Source organism: Nocardia sp. NPDC059764 (assembly GCF_042732555.1).
Lineage (GTDB): Bacteria > Actinomycetota > Actinomycetes > Mycobacteriales > Mycobacteriaceae > Nocardia.
Window position 1 is genome coordinate 34,326 of record NZ_JBHWHH010000021.1, and the last position, 22,920, is coordinate 57,245.

General features: G+C 69.1%; 9 protein-coding genes. 5 read left to right on the forward strand and 4 right to left on the reverse strand.

Translation table 11 applies throughout. From position 1 onward, the window contains the following. Window positions 1-10 precede the first annotated feature (10 nt). Window positions 11-13,558 carry an SDR family NAD(P)-dependent oxidoreductase gene (locus tag ACFV4K_RS06930; protein ID WP_379272717.1) on the reverse strand — a complete coding sequence of 4,516 codons (13,548 nt, stop codon included), beginning with the start codon at window positions 13,556-13,558 and terminating at the stop codon, window positions 11-13. 854 nt (window positions 13,559-14,412) lie between these two features. On the opposite strand from ACFV4K_RS06930, the gene ACFV4K_RS06935 reads away from it, so the two are divergent. From ACFV4K_RS06935 to ACFV4K_RS06955, 5 genes are all read left to right on the forward strand, one after another. Further along, complete coding sequence (locus tag ACFV4K_RS06935; RefSeq protein WP_379272718.1) at window positions 14,413-15,792, forward strand: FAD-dependent oxidoreductase; 1,380 nt, start codon at window positions 14,413-14,415, stop codon at window positions 15,790-15,792. A gap of 66 nt (window positions 15,793-15,858) precedes the next feature. Further along, entirely contained in the window at window positions 15,859-16,245 is a 387-nt protein-coding gene (locus tag ACFV4K_RS06940) for a hypothetical protein (RefSeq protein WP_379272720.1), read from the forward strand. A 166-nt stretch (window positions 16,246-16,411) separates the two neighbouring features. After that, window positions 16,412-17,068: a TetR/AcrR family transcriptional regulator gene (locus tag ACFV4K_RS06945; RefSeq protein WP_379272721.1), complete on the forward strand. Its 657-nt coding sequence runs from the start codon at window positions 16,412-16,414 to the stop codon at window positions 17,066-17,068. Further along, entirely contained in the window at window positions 17,065-17,970 is a 906-nt protein-coding gene (locus tag ACFV4K_RS06950) for an SDR family NAD(P)-dependent oxidoreductase (protein ID WP_379272723.1), read from the forward strand. The genes ACFV4K_RS06945 and ACFV4K_RS06950 overlap by 4 nt, the downstream gene beginning before the upstream one ends. Continuing rightward, window positions 17,967-19,586, forward strand: a complete 1,620-nt coding sequence (locus ACFV4K_RS06955; protein ID WP_379272725.1) for an AMP-binding protein — start codon at window positions 17,967-17,969, stop codon at window positions 19,584-19,586. Before ACFV4K_RS06950 ends, ACFV4K_RS06955 begins: the two co-directional genes overlap by 4 nt. A 25-nt stretch (window positions 19,587-19,611) precedes the next feature. Here ACFV4K_RS06955 and ACFV4K_RS06960 read toward each other — a convergent pair whose 3' ends face one another. The 3 genes from ACFV4K_RS06960 to ACFV4K_RS06970 all read right to left on the reverse strand — a co-directional run bounded on the left by ACFV4K_RS06960 (window position 19,612) and on the right by ACFV4K_RS06970 (window position 22,366). After that, window positions 19,612-20,502, reverse strand: a complete 891-nt coding sequence (locus ACFV4K_RS06960; RefSeq protein ID WP_379272726.1) for a DUF5995 family protein — start codon at window positions 20,500-20,502, stop codon at window positions 19,612-19,614. A 66-nt stretch (window positions 20,503-20,568) separates the two neighbouring features. Continuing rightward, complete coding sequence (locus ACFV4K_RS06965) at window positions 20,569-21,453, reverse strand: helix-turn-helix domain-containing protein (protein WP_379272728.1); 885 nt, start codon at window positions 21,451-21,453, stop codon at window positions 20,569-20,571. 244 nt (window positions 21,454-21,697) lie between these two features. Then, window positions 21,698-22,366, reverse strand: a complete 669-nt coding sequence (locus ACFV4K_RS06970) for a hypothetical protein (RefSeq protein WP_379272730.1) — start codon at window positions 22,364-22,366, stop codon at window positions 21,698-21,700. Window positions 22,367-22,920: the final 554 nt, after the last annotated feature.

Consider the following 22,920-nt stretch of genomic DNA (forward strand, 5'->3'; position numbering starts at 1 on the left):
GTCCATCAGCTCAGAGGCTGTCGATGAATTCGAAAAGCTCGTCGTCGTCGGCGGATTCGAGATCGCCGGCGTCGTTCACCCTTGGTGGGTGCAGCGGGCCGCGATCGGTTCGATCGGCCGCTACGTCCTCGAGCTTGCGTAGTAGCGCGGACAACTTCTCGGCCAGGTCGGAACGTTCCGACCTGGTCAGTTCCGCCTCGGCGAAACTTTCGGTGAGCGAGTCGACTTCGGCGGCGAGCGCCCGCGCGGCCGCGTCGGCGGGCACCAACTCCTGACGGAGGAACTCGGCCAGGGCCGCCGGGGTCGGGTGATCGAACATCGCGGTCGCCGACAACTGCACTCCCGCAGCCGATTTCAACCTGTTGCGGAATTCCATCACCCCGAGCGAGTCGAACCCGATCGCGCTGAACGGTTTATCCGGCTCCAACGTGTCGGCGCCGGTGTGCCCGAGCACGGCCGCCGCGTGCACGCCGATCACGCCGAGCAGGACCCGCTTCTGCTCCTCGGCCGAACGACCGAGCAGGCGGGTGACCAGCTGTCCCGAATCGGCGGCGATCTCCGCCGTCGCCGGTTCGGTCACCGCCCCCCGCTGCTTCAGCACTGTCGCCGAGGTGGCCGCCGGCCTGGACAGTGCCCGCATGATCGGGCGGACACCGGCCGGGTCGCCCGCGCCGAGCGCGTCGCGGTCCATGCGGACCGCCACGGAGGTGGGACGGCCGGTGGTCGTCGCCGCATCGAAAAGGTCCATGCCCTCGTCCGCATTCAACGGGAGCAGGCCCTCCCGTCGCAGTCGTGCCAGATCGGCTTCGGTCAGATCGCCGGTCATTCCGCTGCTCTGCTGCCACGGCCCCCATGCGATGGAGGTCGCGGGGAGTCCCTCGGCGTGCCGCAGGTGCGCCAGTGCGTCGAGGAAGGTGTTGGCGGCGGCGTAGTTGGCCTGGCCCGCCGTGCCGAGCACCCCCGCGATCGAGGAATAGAGCACGAAGGCCGAGAGGTCCATACCCGCGGTGGCCTCGTGCAGATTCCACGCGGCGTCGACCTTGGGACGCAGGACCCGTGCGATCTGCTCGTCGGTCATGGTGGCGAGCAGGCCGTCGGCCAGCACACCTGCCGCGTGCACGACCATGGTCAGCGGGTGCCGTGCGGGGATCGTGGCGAGCAGCCGGTCGAGCGCCGCCCGATCGGCCGCATCGCACGCGACGACGTCCACATGCGCGCCGAGTGCGGTGAGTTCGGCGACCGCTTCCGCCGCACCGGGCGTCTCCATGCCGCGTCGGCTCACGAGCACGAGCCTGCGCGCACCGTGGTCGGTGATGAGGTGGCGCGCGGCCACCACCCCCAAACCGCCGGTGCCGCCGGTGATCAGCACGGTTCCGTCGGTGCGCGGCGGTGTCGGGACGGTCAGCACGTTCTTGCCGACACCCCGGGCCTGGCTGAGGTGGCGGAAGGCGTCAGGGGCGCGCCGCAGATCCCATGCGGTGATCGGATACGGCGTGAGCTCGCCGCGGTCGAACAGTGCCACGAGGGCTGCCAGAATCTCCCGCAGCCGCTCGGGTCCCGCCTCCATCAGCATGAAACTGGCGTAGCGGACGCCGGGGTGTGTCGCTCCGACCTCGACCGAGTCGCGACGGTCGATCATCCCCATCTCGACGAATCGGCCGCCGCGGGGGAGCAGGCGCAGCGAGGCGTCCACGAAGTCGCCTGCCAGCGAATCGAGCACGATGTCCACGCCGGCGCCGCCGGTGCGCTCCAGGAATCTCCGTTCGAAATCGAGGGTTCGGGAATCGGCGATATCCGGATCGTCGAAACCCATGTCGCGCAGTACGTTCCACTTGGGTTTGCTCGCCGTGGCCAGGACGCGCAGCCCCAGGTGCCGGGCGAGTTGCACCGCCGCCATGCCGACGCCGCCAGTCGCCGCGTGCAGCAGCACCGTCTCACCGGACCGGGCGTCGGCGAGGTCGACCAGACCGTAGTAGGCGGTCGCGTACACGATCGGAACGGCGGCGGCCTGTGCGAACGACCAGCCCCGTGGCATCGGTGCGAGCAGTCGCCGATCCACCACGACAACCGAACCCATACCGGGGGTGAAACCGAAAACGCGATCACCGACGGCGAAGTCGGTGACGTCGGCCCCGACTTCCAGCACGACGCCCGCGCCCTCGCCGCCGATGCGGCCGAGCGGATCCGGGTAGGTGCCCAACGCCATGAGCACATCGCGGAAGTTCAGGCCCACCGTCCGCATACTCACCCGGACCTGGCCCGGCTCGAGCGCGGTTGTCGCGCCCGCGGTTTCGTCGAGTCCGAAGTTCTCCATGGCCAGGGTTCCCCGGTCACGGAGGGTCAGCGCAAAGGCCGCACCGTCGGGAGCGGTCAGGGCGCCGGAGTCGCGGGTGACTCGCGGGACGTACACCGCCGAACCCCGCACCGCCAGCTGGGATTCGTCGGCGATCGTCGACGCCGACTCCACGCCTGCGCGCAGGGCGCCGTCCCCGCCGATGTCCACGAGCCTGATCCGGTCCGGGTTCTCGCTCTGCGCGGTGCGGAGCAGGCCCCACACGGCGGCGCTCGCCGGATCGATGCGCTCGCCGGCCTCGGCCGCGACCGCCCGGCGGGTGACCACCACGACGGGATCATCGCCGTCCAACAGTCGCCGCACTCGCGTGGCGACGTCGATGACCGTCCGGCGCACCGATTCCGGCACGGATCCGGTCGTGGTCGCCGGTTCGATCGATGCGACCACATGTCTGCGCTCGCCGATCGTGGCGATCTCGTAGTCCCCGTCCGGTGCGGTGCCGGCCCAGACGACATCCACTGTCCCGCCGTCCGGTTGCGGCCGGGCCACCCAATCGACGTGGTAGCCGAGGCGGTCGCGCCGGGATTCGGTGAGTGCGCCCGCCGCGATGGCACGCAGGGTCAGTGCCCCCACCTCACCGACCGGCGAGCCGGCCTGGTCGGTGAAGGTCAAGCTGATGCGCTCGCCCCCGGAGTCGGAAACCCTCGCGTGCACCCGAAGGGCGTTCGATCCGATTCCACGCAGGCCGACGTGTTCCCAGGAGAACGGAACGGCGACCGAACCATTCGGCGGCGCGGGAATCAGCCCGCCCAGCAGGATCGCGTGCAGCGCCGAATCCAGGAGGGCGGGGTGGATCCCGAACTCCCCGGCCTGGTCGCGGACCGAATCCGGCAGTGCGATCTCGGCGAACGCCTCACCGGCACGCGCCCACAACGAGCGCACGCCTCGGAAGGCCGGCCCGTATCGGTAGCCGCGTTCCGCCAGTGCCGCGTAGCCGTCTTCGACGGCGATCGCCGCGGCGTCCGCGGGCGGCCAATCGTGCGATCCGCCCGGGTTCGACGGTGCGAACGCGTCGTCGGTGAGGGTCGCGGAGGCGTGGCGCGTCCACTGCGATTCGCCGTCGGGTCCGGCGTTCTCGACTCGTGAATAGAACTGTGCCGTCACGCCGTTCGACTCGTCGGGTTCGCCCACCACCAGGCGCAGCTGGACCCCCGCATCCGCCGGAATCGGCAGCGGCGCCTCGATCACCAGTTCGGTCAGACGCGGCCGCCCGGTGACCGCACCGGTATGCAGCGCGAGCTCCGCCAGGGCGGCGCCGGGCAAGAGCACCGTGCCCGCGACCGCGTGGTCTTCGAGCCAGGGCTGCGCGCTTCGCGACAGCCGGCCGGTGAACACCACCTGCTCCGAGCCCGGCAGCCGGACGATCGCGCCGAGCAGCGGATGCCCGGCGTCTTCGAGTCCCGAACGCCGGACATCGTTCGCCACGACGGGCCGGGCCCAATAGCGCTGACGCTGGAACGCGTAGGTGGGCAGGGCGACACGGACAGCAGGCCGGTCATGAGCCTGCGACCAGTCGACGGGAATACCGGCGGCGTCCGCCCGCGCCAATGCGGTGACGAACGCGGTCGGCTCGTCCATCGACCGCCGCGACACCGCCACCGCCAGGGCTTTCGACTCCACCTCGGGGTGCTGCGCCAGACAGGCCGACGTCATGGCGGTGAGCACCGCATCCGGGCCGACTTCGAGGAACTTCCGCACACCGCTCGCGATCAGGGTGTCCACTCCCGGCGCGAAACGGACACAGCCACGCACCTGCGCCACCCAGTACTCCGGGTCGCGGACGGCGTCGCCCGCCTCGGTGCCGGTGACGTTCGAAACGATCGGCAGCAGCGGCTGCCGATAGGTCAATCCCTCAGCCACAGTGCGGAATTCGCCCAGCATCGGGTCCATACGCGCCGAATGGAACGCGTGGCTGACCCGCAGCCGACTCGTCCGGACACCGCGCTGCTCGAACAGCTGGTCGACCTCGGCGACGGCGTCCTCATCGCCCGAGAGCACCACGGCGGCGGGCCCATTGACCGCCGCTACCGAGAGGCGATCGGAATAGTCGGCCACCACCGCTGCCGCGTCCGCCTCGGAGACGGCCACCGCGAGCATCGCGCCGCCTTCGGGCAGCCCACCCATCAGCCGTCCGCGTGCCGCCACCAGTGCGCACGCGTCCGGCAGCGACCACACGCCCGCGACATACGCCGCGGCGAGCTCACCGATGGAATGTCCGGCGACCACGTCCGGTATCACGCCGAAGGACTCCAGCAGCCGGAACAGCGCCACTTCGAAGGCGAACAGCGCGGGCTGCGTGAATTCGGTTCGGTTCAGCCCGTTTTCGGGCGCATCGAACATCACCGCGCGCAGCGATCCGCCGAGACGGCCGTCGAATTCGGCGCACACTTCGTCGAGGGCGCTCGCGAAGGCCGGGTAGTCGCGGTAGAGCCCGGCACCCATGCCGCGGCGCTGCGCGCCCTGCCCGGTGAACAGGAACGCCACTCGCCCCGGTGTCGCCGTGCCCGCGACGGCGGTCGTGGTGGCCTGCCCGTCGGCGAGGGCCGCCAAGCCGGCGAGCAGTTCGTCACGGTCGCGACCGATGACCCCGCCGCGCCAGTCCAGTCGCGCCCGGGTGCCGACCAGGGCCGAGGCGACATCGCGCGCGGCGAGTTCCGGGCGCTCGATCATCCACTGCCGCAACCGATCCGCCTGATCGAGCAGGGCCGCCTCGGACCGCCCCGAGATCATCAGGGCGGCGACGCTCGGATGCGCCGGGACGACGGCGGGTTCGGCCGCGGTCGCGGGCGGCTCCTCGAGGATGACGTGGGCGTTCGTCCCGCTGATGCCGAAGGACGAGACGCCGGCGCGGCGCAGCCGGTCACCGCCGGGCCACGGCTCGGCGTCGGTGAGCACCCGCACGGCTCCCGATGACCAATCGACATGCGGTGAAAGCTCGTCCGCGTGCAGGGTGCGCGGTAGCACGTGATGGTGCATGGCCTGAACCATCTTGATGATTCCGCCGACGCCCGCGGCCGCTTGCGCATGCCCGATATTGGATTTGAGCGAGCCGATCCGCAGGGGTTCCCGGTCGCCGCGAGCTTGCCCATAGGTGGCGATCAGCGCGTGCGCCTCGATCGGGTCGCCCAGGGTGGTGCCGGTGCCGTGCGCCTCGACGGCGTCCACGTCCGCTGCCGTCAAACCGGCGGCGGCCAGCGCCTCGGCGATCACCCGCTCCTGCGCCGGTCCGTTGGGTGCGGTCAGACCATTGCTGGCGCCGTCCTGATTGACCGCGCTGCCGCGGACGACCGCGAGCACGGTGTGGCCGAGCCGCTGTGCGTCCGAGAGCCGTTCGACGACCAGCACGGCCGCACCTTCCGACCACGCCACGCCGTCGGCGGCCGCGGAGAACGATTTGCAGCGCCCGTCCGAGGCGAGACCGCGCTGGCGGGAGAAGTCGAGGAAGACCGCGGGCGTGGCCATGACCGTGGCCCCGCCGACCAGCGCCAGGGAGCTTTCCCCCTGCCGCAGCGCACGGCACGCCAGATGCAGCGCCACCAGCGAGGACGAGCACGCGGTGTCCACCGTCAGCGCGGGGCCTTCCAGTCCCAGGGCGTAGCCGATCCGCCCCGAGACCACGCTGCCCAGCGATCCGGTGAGCGCGTAACCCTCGACCTCCGGACCCGCGTTGCGGGTCAGCGACTCGTAGTCCTGGTACATCACGCCCGAATAGACGCCGGTATCGCTGCCGCGCAATGAGGTCGGGTCGATTCCCGCGTGTTCGAGCGCCTCCCAGGACACTTCGAGCAGCAACCGCTGCTGCGGATCCATGGCGACCGCCTCACGGGGACCGATTCCGAAGAAGCCCGCGTCGAAATCGGCGGCGCCGGTGATGAATCCACCACGACCCGAATAGGTGGTGCCCGGGTTGTCGGGGTCCGGGTCGATCAGCCGGTCCAGCTCCCAGCCGCGGTCGGACGGGAATTCGCTGGTCGCGTCCCTTCCCGCGAACACCAGATCCCATAGCGCGTCGGGGGATTCGACGCCTCCCGGGTAGCGGCAGGCCATGCCGACGATCGCGATCGGCTCATCGGTGCGTGCGGCGTTCGACGCCACCGGCTTCGCCGCCGGTGTCGCCGCCGGCGCGACTCTCGACTGGACCAGCTTCGCCACCGCCGCGGGCGTCGGATAATCGAAGACCAGGGTCGAGGGCAGAGACAGACCGGTGGCCTTACCGAGCCGATTCCGCAGCTCCACTCCGCCCAATGAATCGAGGCCCAGTTCCCGGAACGGCGTCTCGGCATCGATCGAGTCACCGGAATCATGTCCGAGGACGGCGGCCACCTGGGCGCGCACCGTCTCCAGGGTCAGGTCGGCACTGCGGTCCGAACCCGCCTCGGCCAGCCTCGCAGCCAATGTCTCCACCGCACCAACGGATTTCACGGACTCGGCGGGACGCCGTACGAACCCGCGCAGGACCGGCGGCAGCGCGCGACCGTCGGATCCGCGACGCAGTGCGGTGGCATCGAAACGCAGCGGAACCAGGCGCGCGGCACGATGCGCGAGTGCGTCATCGAACAGGCGCAGTCCCACGGCGCGTTCGATCTGCCCGAGCCCGAGGCGATCCCACCGGGCGACGGCGACGCGGTCCAACTCGCCCGTCATTCCGCCCGCCTCGCCCCACGGTCCCCAGGCCAAGGACGTCGCAGCCAGTCCGGCAGCGCGTCGCCGCTCGGCCAGCGCGTCCAGGAAGCTGTTCGCGGCGGCATAGTTGCCCTGCCCGGCCGAACCGATCACTCCCGCGACCGAGGAGAACAGCACGAATGCGGAGAGGTCGATGCCCTCGGTCGCTTCGTGCAGATTCCACGCGCCCGCGACCTTCGGCGCCAAGACCCGGTCGACCTGCTCGGCGGTCAGGGAGCCGATGGTGCCGTCGTCGAGGACACCCGCGGCGTGGATCACCGCGCTCGGTTCCAGACCGCTCACCAGCTGTCGTACTGATTCACGGTCGGCTATGTCGCAGGCGATGATCCGAGCCTGGGCGCCCAGGGTTGCCAATTCTTCGACCAGGGCCGCCGCACCGGGAGCGTCGGGGCCGCGGCGGGAGGTCAACGCCAGGTTCCGGACGCCGTACTCGGTCACGAGATGCCGGGCGAACAACGCGCCCAATCCGCCTGTGCCGCCGGTGATCAGCACCGTTCCGGTTCCGAACGGGGTGCGGTCGACATCGGCGTCGTCGGTCTCGGCGCGAACCAATCGTGGTACGAGCACCTCGGAACCGCGAATCGCGACCTGCGGTTGCCCCGTACGCATCACGGCGACCAGCGCTTCGGCATCCAACGGCGCCGCCGGGTCCTCGTCGACGAGGACGAAGCGATCCGGATTCTCCGACTGCGCGGTGCGCACCACACCCCACACCGCGGCCGCGATGAGATCGGGGGTTTCGTCGGCGACTCCTATTGCGCCGGCGGTGATGACGACCAGCTGTGCATCCGATTGCCGTTCGTCCAGCAGCCACGAATTCAGCCGGGCAAGCGTCTCGTTCACGGCCCGTCGGGCCGCCGAACGGATATCGGCTGGTTCGCCCAGGAGCTCCGGACGGTACGCCACCGCTGTCGGATTTCGCTCCTCGTCGCCGACGACCTCGCCGCCCGCGCGCTCCCAACGCACCTGATACAGATCGGCCGTGTTCTCGGACAGTCCTTCGAAGAACCGTCGCACGTCGTACGGGCGCATGACGACGGCATCCACCGAAACGATCGGCCGGCCAAAGGAATCGACCGCGCCGACGGAGATGGTCTCCGGCCCCGTCGCGACGGCGGCGACTCGAAGCGATGTCGGCTGCGCCGATCGGTCGGCCATCGGCCGGTGGAATCGCGCACCGCCCCAGCGGAACAACAATTTCCCCGAGCCCGGTTCGTGATCGACTCCGCGCCACAGCAATTCGGCGAGTCCGGCATGCACCGTCATATCCAGCAGCGTGGGATGCAGACCGAAAGCACGGGCCGCGTCACCCACCTCGGCGCGCAGGGAGATCTCGGAGAAGACAGCGTCCGCCTGTCGCCACACGGCATGGACGCCACCGAACGCCGGGCCGTATTCGAGCCCGGAGCCCTGTGTCATCAGGCTCGGAATCCGCGTCGCGTCGAGCGCTTCCGCATTGGCGGGCGGCCACGCCTGGCCGAGCGACCGCAATGCCTCCGAGTCGCTCGAATGTTCTTGCGCGAGTGCGCCGGTCGCATTGAGTACCCACGGAGCATCCGCGGACTTCCGGAAGTAGAAGTCGAAAGGCCGACGCCCGGACTCGGGCGCCCGAACAGCGACCTGGAGTTCGATCTCATCGTCGTCGGCGGGCACGATCGGAACCTGCAGCGTGAGCTCGTCGAGCACATCGCAGTCGATTCGCATGCCCGCGATGAGCAGGAATTCCACCAGGACCGCACTCGGGACGACCACGACGCCGTGCGCCGCATGGTCGGTGATCCACGGGTGTTCGCGCATGGACAGTCGGCCGGTGAACAACCATTCATCGGTGCCCGCGACCCCGACGACACCGGTCAGAATCGGGTGATGACCGGACGTGCCTGCGGCGAGACTCGGACGCAGCCAGAAGCGTTGATGCTGGAATGCATAGGTCGGCAACGGGATTCGTCGATCCGAGGCGGGCAGCAGTGGCCGCCAGTCGACGGGGTCACCGGTGACATGGAGCTGCGCCAGGGCGGAGAGCAGCTGCGGTACCTGATCATTCGACCGTCGTGAAGTGGCCACGACCGAGGTCGACGACTCGATGGCCGGGTCCATCGCCAGGTACCGGTTGGTCGCCGCGCTGAGAATGGCATCCGGTCCCACTTCGACGAATCGCCGCACTCCGCTCGCGAGCAGGGTGGCGATCGCGGGTGCGAAGCGGACGGCGTCCCGCACCTGCCGCACCCAGTAGTCGGGGGTGGCGATGGTCTCGCCCGCCAGGTCTGCGATGACGGTGGAAACGATGGGCACCCGGGGCGGGTGATAGGTGAGGCTCTCCGCGATCGTGCGGAATCCCGCCAGCATCGGATCCATTCGTGCCGAATGGAAAGCGTGGCTGACGCGCAGCCGGGTGGTCTGTATTCCCTCGGCGGCCATGTCTCGTTCGACCGCGTCGATCGCGTCGGAGTCACCGGAGAGCACCGTCGCGGCCGGGGCATTGACCGCGGCGAGCGAGAGGAGGCCATCGTGTCCGGCGATGATGCCGTTAGCTCGTGCCTCGTCGACGGCGACGGCGAGCATCGCCCCGCCCTCGGGGAGTTCGCCCATCAACCGGCCGCGGGCCGCCACGAGTGCGCAGGCGTCGGGCAGCGACAGCACTCCGGCCACGTGGGCGGCCGACAGTTCGCCGATGGAGTGGCCCGCGAGGACGTCCGGCGCCGTTCCGAACGATTCCAGCAGCCGGTACAGCGCGACTTCGAAGGCGAAGAGCGCGGGTTGCGTCCATTCGGTGCGATCGAGCACGCCGGTGGCATCGGTGAACATCACCTCACGCAGTGACCGCCCGAGGAGCGGATCGAGGTGTGCGCACACCTCGTCCAGTGCGGTCGCGAAGGCAGGGAAAGCGCTGTAGAGGTCGGCGCCCATGCCGACTCGCTGGGCACCCTGTCCGGTGAACAGAAACGCGGTCTGGCCCGCGACGAGGGTTCCGGTGACAATGTCTGCGCCACTGCCCGCATCGGCGACGGCCCGCAACCGCTCGAGCAGCTCGTCCCGGTCGCGTCCGAACACCACCGCGCGCGAATCGAGTTGCGCCCGAGTCGAAGTCAGCGCACCGGCGACCTCGGCGACATCCAGCTGCGGACGTTCCGACAACCACAGTCGCAAGCGGGCGGCCTGTGCGCGCAGCGCCGCGTCGCTCTTCCCCGAGACGACCAGCGGCACCGCGCTCGTGTTCGGGAGATCCGAGCCGCCGCGCGCAGTGTCCGATGTCGCCGCGTCGACGGGCGCTTCCTCGAGGATCACATGCGCGTTCGTTCCGCTGATCCCGAACGACGACACCCCCGCCCGGCGCGGCCGCTCCCCGCGCTCCCACGGTTCGGCCTCGGCCAGCAGCCGTACCGCACCCGCATTCCAATCCACATGCGGGGACGGCGTTTCCGCATGCAGGGTGCGCGGCAGTCGTCCATGCCGCATCGATTGGACGGTCTTGATCACACCGGCGACGCCGGCGGCGGCGACGGTATGGCCGATATTCGATTTGAGCGAACCGATCCGCAGGGGTTCCCGGTCGCCGCGAGCCTGTCCGTAGACGGCGATCAGCGCCTGTGCCTCGATCGGATCGCCCAGTCTAGTACCGGTGCCGTGCGCCTCGACGGCGTCCACATCGGCCGCCGAGATACCGGCGTCGGCGAGGGCCTGTTCGATCACGCGTTGCTGCGACGGCCCATTGGGTGCGGTGAGCCCATTGCTCGCACCGTCCTGGTTGACCGCGCTACCACGCACCACCGCCAGGACGTCGTGTCCCAGCCGGCGAGCGTCGGAGAGCCGCTCCAGAACGAGCACCCCCGATCCCTCGGACCAGCCGACACCGTCGGCAGCGGCGGAGAAGGCCTTGCAGCGGCCGTCGCGCGACAGCCCGCGCTGCCGAGAGAAATCGACATACAGGTCGGGAGTCGCGGCGATGGTCACGCCTCCGGCGAGAACCAGAGAGCTCTCGCCCCTGCGCAATGCCTGGCACGCCGAGTGCAGCGCCACCAGCGAGGAGGAGCACGCGGTGTCCACCGTCACCGCCGGCCCCTCCAGGCCGAGGATGTAGGCGAGCCGCCCCGAGATGACGCTGTGCGAGGTGCCGGTCAGCCGGAAGCCTTCCAGCTCGCCGGTGACGAGACCGGAATACCCTGACGCGCAGGCTCCCACGAAGACACCGGTATCACTGCCGCGCAGTGTGGTCGGGTCGATTCCGGCGTCTTCGAGGGCTTCCCACGCGGTTTCGAGGAACACCCGCTGCTGCGGATCCATCGCCAGTGCCTCGCGCGGGCTGATCCCGAAGAAGCCGGGATCGAAATCACCTGCGCCGCTGAGGAAGCCACCTCGTCGCGTGTAGACGGTGCCCGCCTTGTCGGCGTCGGGATCGTAGAGGCGATCGAGATCCCAACCGCGATCGGCGGGGAAATCACCGATCGCGTCGCGCCCCGCCGCGACCAGGTCCCACAGGTCCTCGGCGGAGGAGATACCACCGGGGAACCGCGCACCCATGCCGACGATCGCGATCGGCTCGTCCGAGGAGGTTCGCCGCGTGACCCGGCCGCGCTTCTCACCGGACGCGGTGGCGCGTGACCTCAGCAGGTCGGCCACCGAGGTGGCGGTGGGGTGATCGAAGACGAGCGAGGGCGGCAATTCCACACCCGTCGCCCGGGTCAGGCGTTTTTGCAGTTCCACGCCACTGAGCGAGTCGAACCCGAGATCGGTGAACGGCAGGTCGCCGCGAATCGACTCGGCCGATTCGTACCCGAGGACCGCGGCGGCCTGCTCGCGGACCACGGCGAGAACCGCGGCGCGGTGCTGATATTCGGGCATCGCTCGCAGCTGGTGCGCGAGGACCGTCGGGGCGGGCGCTACCGGCGGCGAATCGACGGATTCGAGCTCGGTGGAGTTCTCCCGGCGGTGAAATGCATACGGCGGCAGGTCTACCCGGACACCGGTCGCCCCAGCCGTGAAGTCCACCGGCAGTCCGGTGCGGTCCGAACCGCCGCCGTGCTCGGCGAGCGTTCCCAGCACGACCAGTAGCTGCTCGCTGCTCGACACGGAAAATTCTGCCCGCCAAGGCATCTGGGCGCGGGCGGTGAGCAGTGAATACGCCACGTCGACAAGGGCGAGTTCCGGGTGACGCACCAGCCAGTCACGGAGCCGACTCGCTTGCGCGCGGAGGCCGACCTCATCGCGCGCGGAGAGCATGATGGGCACCTCGGCGGCGTCTTCGGGCTTGCTGGTTGTTGTCGCGATGTCCGCGATCGGAGCCTCGTCGAGGATCAAGTGAACGTTCGAACCGCCCATACCGAATGCGGAGACGCCCGCCCGCCGAATGGCGGTCGCAGCCCACTGCTCCGGTTCGCTGACCACACGCAAGCACAGATCATCCAGGGGAATAGCCGGATTGGGCCGCTCGAAATTGAGGCTGGCCACGAGTTCGCGGTGGCGCAGACACAGCGCGGTCTTGATGAGGCCGATGATCCCGGCGGCGCCCTCCAGGTGGCCTACATTCGTTTTGACCGACCCCACCGCCAGCGGCGAATTCGGTTCGCGATCGGAGCCATATGTCGCGCCGAGTGCGGCGGCCTCGACCGGGTCGCCCGCCGGTGTTCCCGTGCCGTGCAATTCGACGTACTGCACGGAATCGGCGGGCACATCGGCCGCCTCGAGCGCGGAGCGAATCGCGGCGACCTGCGCTTCGCGACTCGGCGCGCTCAACACCCGCCGCTCATTGCCGGTATTGACCGCGCTACCACGGATTACGGCGTGAATCCGGTCGCCGTCGTCGATCGCCTGTGCCAGCGGCTTCAGCACGATCACGCCACCGCCTTCGCCGCGCACGAATCCGTCCGCGCGCGAGTCGAAGGTATAGCACCGGCCCTGTGCCGACTGCGCGCCGAAGTGTTCGATCCGTTCACCACTGGTCGGCGAGAGGATCAGATTGACGCCACCGGCCAATGCGATATCGGTTTCACCCGCCCGCAGGCTCTCGCACGCCAGGTGCACCGCGACCAGTGAGGAGGCCTGGGCGCTGTCGACCAACAGGCTGGGGCCGGTGAAACCGAAATAGTTGGAAACCCGGTTGGCGATGATTCCGCGCGTCGCGCCCCACAGGGAGTGGCGCGTGATGCCGGGCCCTTCGGCGGCGTTGACGAGTTCCGCGAAGTCACCGCTGGTACAACCGAGAAACACCCCGCCCCGGCGCGATTCGCGGGCCACATCGGCCAGCCCCGCGTCTTCGAGGGCTTCCCAGCTCAGCTCCAGCGCGAGCAATTGCTGTGGATCGATCGATCGGGCCTCATGGGGGGCGATGCCGAAGAACTCCGCGTCGAAATCGCTCACGGAATCCAGGAAACTCGCGCGTTCGCTGAGATTCGCGCGCGCCGCCGGGGCGGCGCCGACGGTGGCGCGTCCCTCGCCGAGTAGCCGCCAGAAGTCGTCGAGATCAGCAACTCCCGGCAGCCGGCACGCCATTCCAACGACAGCTACGGGGAAATCTGATCGGGTCACTACTCGAGATCCTTCCTCACGACGAGCACGCACCTGCGCGCAACGGCACCGCGCGCATGTGTGAAATGTCTACTACACCAAGAGTTTTAGAGATTGTTCGAGGTTGCCCGATCGGGCGGAGGTCGACGCAGCCGGGATCGAATTCCCAGGAGCGGCAAGCCGGAAAGGCTGCGCTCGGGGATATTCACGGCAGTGGCAATGCCAGACACAGAGTCTCCTCGGTAGCTCGAGTCCCCCCCGAGAAGTGATGTGCGGGATCGAGCCCCGCGCGTTGCTAGGATGTGATGCCCCGCATCGATTCGCGCGCAACGACATTCGAGTTCAGCCCGGTGCGGCCCATCGATATCACGCCGCACCGCACGGCGAATGGCAATCTCAGCCCTCTGATCAACACCTGCACCTACCCTGCCTCGCTGCGCCCGACCTCCCCGTCGGACCGTCCATCGAGCCCACGCTGGACCGTAACCTGAATCGAATACTGGCGAGTAGCTTACCTGAGGGCAGAACCGGACGCTTGGCTAATTCTGTGCCGTATCGCATTTCGGCTTGCCATTGATTTGCGGCAGGTCATCACCTAAGCTGCCGCGTCGGCAAGCTGTTGCCGCCCAAGGCAATTGACTCGGGCCGCCCAAGGGGCATTGCCGCACCAGCGCATCGGTACCGGCGTCAAGCCCGGTAAATTGCCGTGTTGTGCGCTGCCGGTGGCAGCGGTGGCCGTCGGAGTGGATACGGGGGAGCGCGGCGGCGCGGAACCGTCAGCGAGGGCGTCCTGCGCTGGGCCTCCGACGGCCGCGCCCCGCGGCGGAACAGGTTGGTCCCGGTTTCGTGGGCCGTGACCTCGTACGGTGTCAGTCATGAGCGAACGCGTGGTGATCATCGGTGGGGACGCGGCGGGGATGGCGGCGGCTTCGCAGGCGCGCAGGCTGAAGAGCGTGCGGGAGTTGGAGATCGTCGTCTTCGAGCGGGGGCATTTCACCTCGTATTCGGCGTGCGGGATTCCGTATTGGGTCGGTGGGGAAGTCGGTGGGCCGGATGAGCTCGTCGCGCGGACGCCGGAGCAGCATCGGGCGCGGGATATCGATCTGCGGCTGCGGACCGAGGTGGTGGAGATCGATGTGGCCGGGCGGCGGGTGCGGTTCCGTGCGCTCGACGCGGGGCAGGAAGGCTGGATCGGTTACGACAAGCTCGTGATCGCCACCGGTGCGACGCCGATCCGGCCCGAGCTGCCCGGTATCGACGCCGACGGGGTGCATGGTGTGCAGACCCTCGATGACGGTCAGCGGCTCATCGACACCCTCGAATCGATTCCGGGGCGGCGCGCGGTGGTGGTGGGCGCGGGATACATCGGGGTGGAAATGGCGGAGGCGATGATCCATCGCGGATTCCAGGTCACCATGATCAACCGGGGCGCCGAGCCGATGTCCACCCTCGATCCCGATATGGGCGCGCTGATCCGGAAATCGATGCAGGGCATGGGTATCGACGTCATCGGTGACACCGAGATGACCGCCGTCCGGACCGACGAACGGGGGCGCGTCACCGCCGTCGCCACCGCCGACGCCGAATATCCCGCCGACGTCGTGATTCTCGGCATCGGTGTCCGCCCCGCCACCGGCGTCGCCCGCGCGGCGGGTCTCCCGCTGGGGGAGTCCGGGGGTCTGCTCACCGATCTCGCCATGCGGGTGCGCGGGCACGAGAACATCTGGGCGGGAGGCGATTGCGTGGAGGTGCTCGACCTCGTCTCCGGCTCCGAACGCCACATCCCCCTGGGCACCCACGCCAACAAGCACGGCCAGATCATCGGTTCCGGCGTGGGCGGTGACTACGCCACCTTCCCGGGCGTGGTGGGCACCGCGGTCAGCAAGGTGTGCGATCTGGAGGTCGCTCGAACGGGTCTGCGCGAGAGCGACGCCCTCGCCGCCGGCCTGCAATTCGTCACTGTCACCATCGAATCCACCAGCCGCTCCGGCTATTACCCGGGAGCAGCCCCCATGACCGTGAAGATGCTCGCCGAACGCCGCACCGGCCGCCTCCTCGGCGCACAGATCGTCGGCCGCGAGGGCGCGGGCAAACGCATCGACATCGTCGCCGTCGCCCTGACCGCGCGTCTCACCGTCGACCAGATCGTCGCCCTGGACCTCGGCTACGCGCCACCCTTCTCCCCGGTCTGGGACCCGGTCCAGGTCGCCGCCCGCAAGGCCGTCACCGCGGTCCGCCACGACGCCACCCGATAGCGCTCCCGACCTGCGCCGCGACGCCGACCCGCGACGCCGGTTCGCTCACGCGCATAGACTGCCGTCATGACCGCGGCGCGTGAGATCCCCGATCCCTGGTCGGTAGGGCGCCTGACTCCGCACTGGGTCCCGTCGCGGGGCTTGAGCAACGGACTCGACGCGCGAGGGTGGGGAATCCTCGCCGACCTCGACGAGTCCCACGTCTATCGAGTGCTTTTCGCGCTCTCCGATATCGGCATCGCCGCCTACGTCCTCCCGGTCCGTGTCACCGTGCTGGAGGCCGGGGACCCGGAGGTCCTCTGGCGGCTGTGGGTCGACATCCCGCACTATCGCGCGGCGGAGGATCTGCTCATGATCCTGCTGCGCCACGGCCGCAAGCCCCGCCGCTCCGCGCAGCCGGCCCCGGCCCGTCGCCGTCGTCGGCGGGTGGCTCTGGTTCGCAAATCGCGCTGAGGGGCCCGTCGCCCCTCCCGCACTCGGGGAGCCTCTCGCTGCGCTGCCTCTGTGCGCGCACTCCCGTTCCGGGACAGCGCTTCTCCTAGTCAGGTGTTGACACCTGGTTACACCTACTGCATTCTGAACCGTGTTCAATATGAACCGTGTTCAGAATGGCAGGTAGATGGCCGCGAAGTGGGGTGACCGCGAGGCTCGTCGGGGCGACATCCTCGACGCCGGACGAGGGTTGCTGACCGAGCAGGGCTACGCCGCGCTGCAGATGCGCGATGTGGCCAAAGGGGCGGGCATCAGTCCGGGCACCGTGTACACGTACTTCGCGACCAAGGAAGCGCTGTACGCGGCCCTGTACGCCGAGCGACTCGGGGAATTCGTCGCGAAGATCGAGCCGCTGTGCGAGAGCCTCGCGGACCCCGAGGACCTGTTCGTGGCGATCGCCACGGAATACGCCGAGATGTACCGGGTGTATGGGCGGGAGCTCGATATCTGGGCGGTCCTGGCGGGAGAGGTGGACGTCGATCACGAGGTGGGCGGTCAGCTGGTGCTCGCGGCCGCGCGCGCCTACGACCTGATTCTGCGAACCGTCGAGCGGATGCGGATTCCGGGCCTCGGCGCGCAGATCGACACCGGGACCGTGGTGGCGACGCTGTGGTCGGTGATCACCGGTCTGGCCGACAACTTCACCAGTGTGCGGCACCACCTGCACGCCCGCGGCTGGGACGAGACCGTGCGATTGGCCGCGCGGATACAGATCGCCGGTTTACGGACCCTCGAGGCGGTCGCCGGGGCGGGGACCCTCGAGGCGGAAAAGGAAGAGCGATGACGAACAGTGAGAACCCGGTCGTGCGCGCGGCCCGGATGACGTTGGACCGGGCGGTCAACCCGCCGCGGTCCTCCGATCGGAAAGCGTTGCGGCGGGCGGTGTCCGGCAAGACCGTGCTCGTCACGGGCGCGTCCTTCGGGCTGGGCGAGGCGGTGGCTCGCGAGCTGGCCGCCGCCGACGCGACCGTGCTGCTGGTGGCGCGGACCGCGGAGCGCTTGGAAGCCCTTGCCGCGGAGTTGAATTCGAAGGGCGGGCGCGCCTTCTCCTATCCGGCGGACCTGACGGACGAGGTCGCGGCCGGGGAGCTGGCCAAGACCATTACCGAGCGGCACGGCGCGCTGGATGTGATCGTGAACAACGCGGGCAAGTCGATGCGGCGGTCGTTGCACCTGCAGTACGACCGCTTCCACGACTTCGAACGCACCATGGGCATCAACTATCTGGGCCCGATCCGGCTGCTGCTGGGTCTGCTGCCGCCCATGCGGGAGGCGGGCCGCGGCCAGATCATCAATATCTCCACCGTCGGCGTGCGAATCGCGCCCGGCCCGCGCTGGGGCGCCTACCAGGCGTCCAAAGGGGCCTTCGACGTCTGGTTGCGCAGTGTCACACCGGAATTGCGGGCCGACGGCCTCACCGTCACCACCGCTTACATGGCCTTGATGTACACCCGGATGAGCGCGCCGACCCCGATCATGCGGGTGCTGCCCGGACTGTATCCGGAGGAGGCGGCCGAGATCGTCGCCCGCGCCATCGTGCGGCGTCCGCGCGCCCTTGCCCCCTGGTGGGTGTGGCCCGCCGACGTGATGTCCACCGCCCTGCCGGGCCCGATGGCCGCGTTCATGCGGGTGTGGGCGCGGGCCACCCGCGACACCGAGGCCGCGAGTGCGGGGGGACAGCGATGAGTCGGATCAAGCTGGCGCGCAACGGGATAGCGCTGGGAGTGGCGCTGACCGAGGCGCAGGTGCTGCGCCCGGTCGGGGTCGGGGCGGCGGTGCGCATGAGCTGCGCGCTGGCCGGCCACCGCACGAACCCCCCGGTCCTGCCGTCCCTGTCCGCGGCCCGGTGGCCGAATCGGACCGCGGTGGTCGACGACCGCGGCACGGTCACCTACGCGGAACTGTCGGCGACCGTCGACGCCGTGGCGGGCGGACTGCAGCGCGTGATCGGCGCCGGCACCGGCGACGGGGTGGCGGTGATGTGCCGCAACAGCCGGTATTTCGTCGCCGGGCTGTTCGGGGTGCTGGCCACCGGCGCGGACGCGCTGCTGCTCAATACCGATTTCCACGCCGAGGCGCTGAGTCGCACGCTCGACCGCCATCACCCGGCGGCGGTGCTCTGCGATGCCGAGTTCGTGCCCGTCCTGCGGTCGGCGGGCTACACCGGACCGCTGGTGATCTGCTTCGGGTCGGCCGGATCCATAGCCCCGAGCGTCGACGCCTGGCTGCGGATGGGCGTCGCGGCCCCCGCGCGAAAGGCGTCGGGCCGCTTGGTGATCCTGACCTCCGGCACGACGGGCATCCCCAAGGGGGTGCCGCGCGAACCGGGGGTGTCGATGATCGCGGGCACCGCCGCGAGCGTGATCCATCGCACCGGATTGCGCGCGGGCGCGGTGATCGCCGTCGGCATCCCCATGTTCCACGGCTTCGGCCTCGGCATCGCCCTGCTCGGGATCACCCTGGGCGGAAAACTGGTGCTGCGCAGGCGATTCGACGCCGAGAACGCGCTGGCGACGATCGCCGCCCACCGGGTCGAGATGTTCGCCGGAGTGCCTGTGATGCTGCAACGCATCCTGGCCGTGCCCGCCGAGAAGCGCGCCGACCACGACCTGGCGTCGCTGCGCGTGGTGCTGTCCGGGGGCGCGCCGCTGGCGCCCGCCGTGGCCGAGGCGTTCATCGCGACCTTCGGCGACGTGCTCTACAACGGTTACGGCTCTTCGGAAGTCGGCATCGGCACCTTGGCCACACCGGCCGATCTGCGTGTCGCGCTCGGCACCGTGGGCCGCCCGGTCAGCGGCACCGACGTGCGCATCCTCGGCGTGGACGGGTCCCGGTTGCCCGCATGGGCGGTCGGGCAGATCTACGTCGGCAGCGCGTTGGGTTTCGCGGGGTATTCCGGTGGCGGCGACAAGGCCCGCACCGACGGTCTGATCAGCACCGGCGACCTCGGGTACCTCGACCCGGGCGGGCGGCTGTTCATCGCGGGCCGGGCCGACGACATGATCGTCTCGGGTGGGGAGAACGTGTATCCGCAGGAAGTGGAGAACGTGCTCGCGACCCACCCGGCGGTGTGCGACGCCGCGGTGATCGGGATCGAGGATGCCGACTACGGGCAGCGGCTGGTCGCCTACGCCGTCGTGGCGCCGGGGCAGGACATCGGTCCCGAAGAGCTTCGAGCATTCCTGCACGACCGGGTGTCCCGGTTCCAGCGGCCCCGCGAGATCGCCGTCGTGCCGGAGATCCCGCGCAATCCCACCGGAAAGATCGACCGGAAGGCGCTGCGGGCATCCGGAGCCTCGTGACAGCCGGCCGGAAAATGCGAGCCGGTCAGATGGCGTCGAATTGGGCCAGCACGTCGAACGCGGACTCCGCGGTGCGGCGTTCCAGCTCGATCTCCGCCTCCACGGCCGGTGCGAGCGACGGATTCTCGAGCGCGAGACCATTGGCGAAGATGGTGGTGTTGGCCGCCAGATCGGCGAACACCAGCATCGGCTTGGTCGCCACCCCCTGACCGAGCGCGGCGTCGAGACCCTCGCCGAGGAAGTAGAAGCGCCACAGCGGGGCCAGCGTCGCGCGGTAGATCCGGTCGGTGCGCTCGGTGATGACATCGCCGATGCTCGCGATCCCCGCGACGATCGTGAAGTAGTCGCCCGCATCGGCCGGAGTGGAGCCCGCCGCGGCCACGGCCCGGGGTAGGTCGACCACCAGGTGCGCGTTGTACCCGGCCAGCGCGACGCGGGCGGGGGAGGCCGAGCAGTCGGCGGCCAGGGCGAAATAGCTGCGCCAGTGCGGTTCCGGAGTGCCGCCGCTGAATTCCGCGTGCACATTGTCGAGGAACCGGCGCAGCAGATCGAAGCTGACCCGATGGGCGTATTCCGGATCGGCGAACGCCCGCGGAGTGTGCTGGAGCGGCATCACGGCGAGCTGCTCCACCGTGTCCAGGCCGGTCGCGAAGGTGCCGCGCCGGTCGGTGTGGCGTTCGAGGATCTCGGTGAGGCCGTGATCGCGGGCCACCGCGTCGTCGAGCCGCGCGAGCTGGTCATCACCGGCGAGGGCGCCGGTATCGGAGAGCCGCACGATCTCGTCGATCTCGGTGGGGGACAGGGTGGGAGCGCAGTCCGACGGTTCGACCGGCGCGGCGAACGCGGTCGCGGGGGTGACGATCGCGGCGGCGGTGACGGACAGTGCGGCCAGGGAACGCGCAAATGCATTGAGCACGATGGATTTCTAGCAGGAGTCCTCGCGCGAGTACAGCCTGACACTCATGCGCGGCGGGCCGATCTGTCAGGCGAGGCCGGGCAGATGCTCGAGCGGTTCACCCTGCGGGTCGCTGATCCGGTCGGCCGGTGGCGTCGGGTCGGACCGGTTTTCGGCGGGTGGGGCGTTCGTGGGGCGGATACCGAGGAAGAACTGCATGCGTCCCGGGTAGGTCGGGTCGTCGGTGACACCGTAGAGCTGGGCGTTGATGGTGTACTCGTGGCCGGTCCCGGGGTCGCGCAGGCGCATCGCCGGCTCCGGTCTGCCGTAGCTGGCGGGGGCTTCGTCCCACAGTTCTCTGACGATGTCGAAACGGGAGAGCTCGGCGAGGAATTCGCGGGCCCCGTCGGCGGCGCTGTTGTCGGACAGCAGTCCCCGCAATCCTTGGACGGCGAACCGGATCTCGTTGTCCAGGTCCGGGAGTACCCGGCGGGAATTGTCGTCCGTGAGATACCAGTGCAGCAGATTGACGCCGATATCCAGTCCGGGGAACGCCCGCCGGTAATTCTCGTTACACGCCAGCACGGTGCCCCGGATATCCAGATAGGCGGCCGGATTGGGTTCGTGCAGAACCAGTACCTGCCGCATTTCCGGGCTGACCGCCGCGGTCAGCTCCTCGGCGGTCGGGAACGCGGTCTGGCCGAGTCCGGCGAGGTCCAGCAGGTGCCGTTGCTCGGCCGACGAGATCGGGCTGTGCCGGTCCAGGTATCTGACGATCGCCTCGACCACCTCGATGCCGGGATGGGTGCGGTACCCCTTCTCCAAATGCACGATGTAACTGGCGCTGGTCCCGATCCCGAATGCCAGCCGCTCCCGCGAGATTCTTCGAGCCCGCCGCAATCTGCTCAGCAGCGCCCCGAACGAGGGCGGTCGTACCCGGGGTTCGTCGAGCGCCGGATTCACCTGCAGCATTGCGCCATCCCACCGTGTCGGATCAGCGCGGCAACCTATCCGAATGACCCACATGTCACCAAGCCGATCGAATATGCAAATCCGCCCGAACGTAACACCCGGGAAAGGACTTACGGATATTCGACACGGCCCGAAACCTCATGGTTCGTCAGTGGGTTGCCGTGGCAACAGTTTTCGCCGCCTCAGCAAATATCAGACATAGGGGACATTGGAAACAATTACCCCACAACGGTATCTATCGGGCTCAGCGCAGCGAGTAGACGTAGCGGCTGGTGGGGATGACGTCGATGTCACGGTCGGCGCCGAAGCGGGAGGTGCTGTCGAGCATATTGGAGAGGCGGCGTTCCAGTTCGGCGTCGTCGCCGCCGCTGCCCCAGTAGGCATGTGGGTCGGACATGGCCTCCATGGGGAAGAGTTCCTCGACGATGGCGTCGGCGCGGGCGCCGGCGGTCATGGGGGCCAGGACCGGATTCTGGATGTAACCGACGGCGGCCTGATTCTCCAGCGAGACCCGGGTGTGGTCCCCGATCCAGGCTCGCAGCCACTCGTCGCGGGGCATACCCGGGGGAATGCGCAGGATCGCGATGCGCGCCAAGGCTTCCGCGCGGGCACCGCTGTCGGTGCGAGGCGGGGCCACCGGGGTGTACTCGTCGACCAGGAAGCCCTCGAGGCGGTCGGCGAGCGGTCGCAGCAGCGAGGTGACGAAGTCCGCGTCCTCGACACCGCGCATGGTCACCACGGCGTCGACGGGAGTGTCGTAGGTGCAGAACCAGAGTTCCGCTGCGGCGACGTACTCGTCGCGGATGTTGATCTGCAGTTCGCTGACTCCGGAGCGGGCCAGGGTTCGCCGCAGGTCACGGTCGTGCAGATTGGTCTTCAGTTCGGCCCCCCACAACAGATACGTCAGTTTCATAGCTTCACTTACTGTTGTGTGATGTGGATCATCCTGCGTACTGGACAGTAACCCAGACATTCCGCCGATGACCAGGTGATCTCGGTCACTGGGACTGCTGACCGGCGCGGGGGGTGAGCAGGGGAAACGCTTCCCGGCCGGTGTCGTCCGCGACGCGGCGAGGCGGAACCGCCGGACTCGGCAGTCGGAGACGATGGGCCAGATCGTGCCGACATTGGACCGCGAGACCCAGCCCTTGTGGCCCGCGCTGTTCTTCTTCTCGGTGCACACCGCCGCCAGCAGAGGTCTCGCCTTCATCAGAGTTCCTTTCCCTTCCCGGGCACGACATTCCGTGCGCGAGTCGGGAGAACGTAAGTGGCGGAGATCCTTTGGCTCAACGGTATCGGGCTGGCAACTTGTTGCCTCTAGTCGGGGTCGTCCTCGCCCAGCAGCTCGTCCTGGACAACCTCGAGCATGCAAGTGTTGTTGTCGAGCAACCCCAGCAGCTCGTCCAGCCGGTCGTTCTTCATCCGGCAATCGTCCCGCGCCCGGCTCTTGGAGACAAGGGAAGGGGC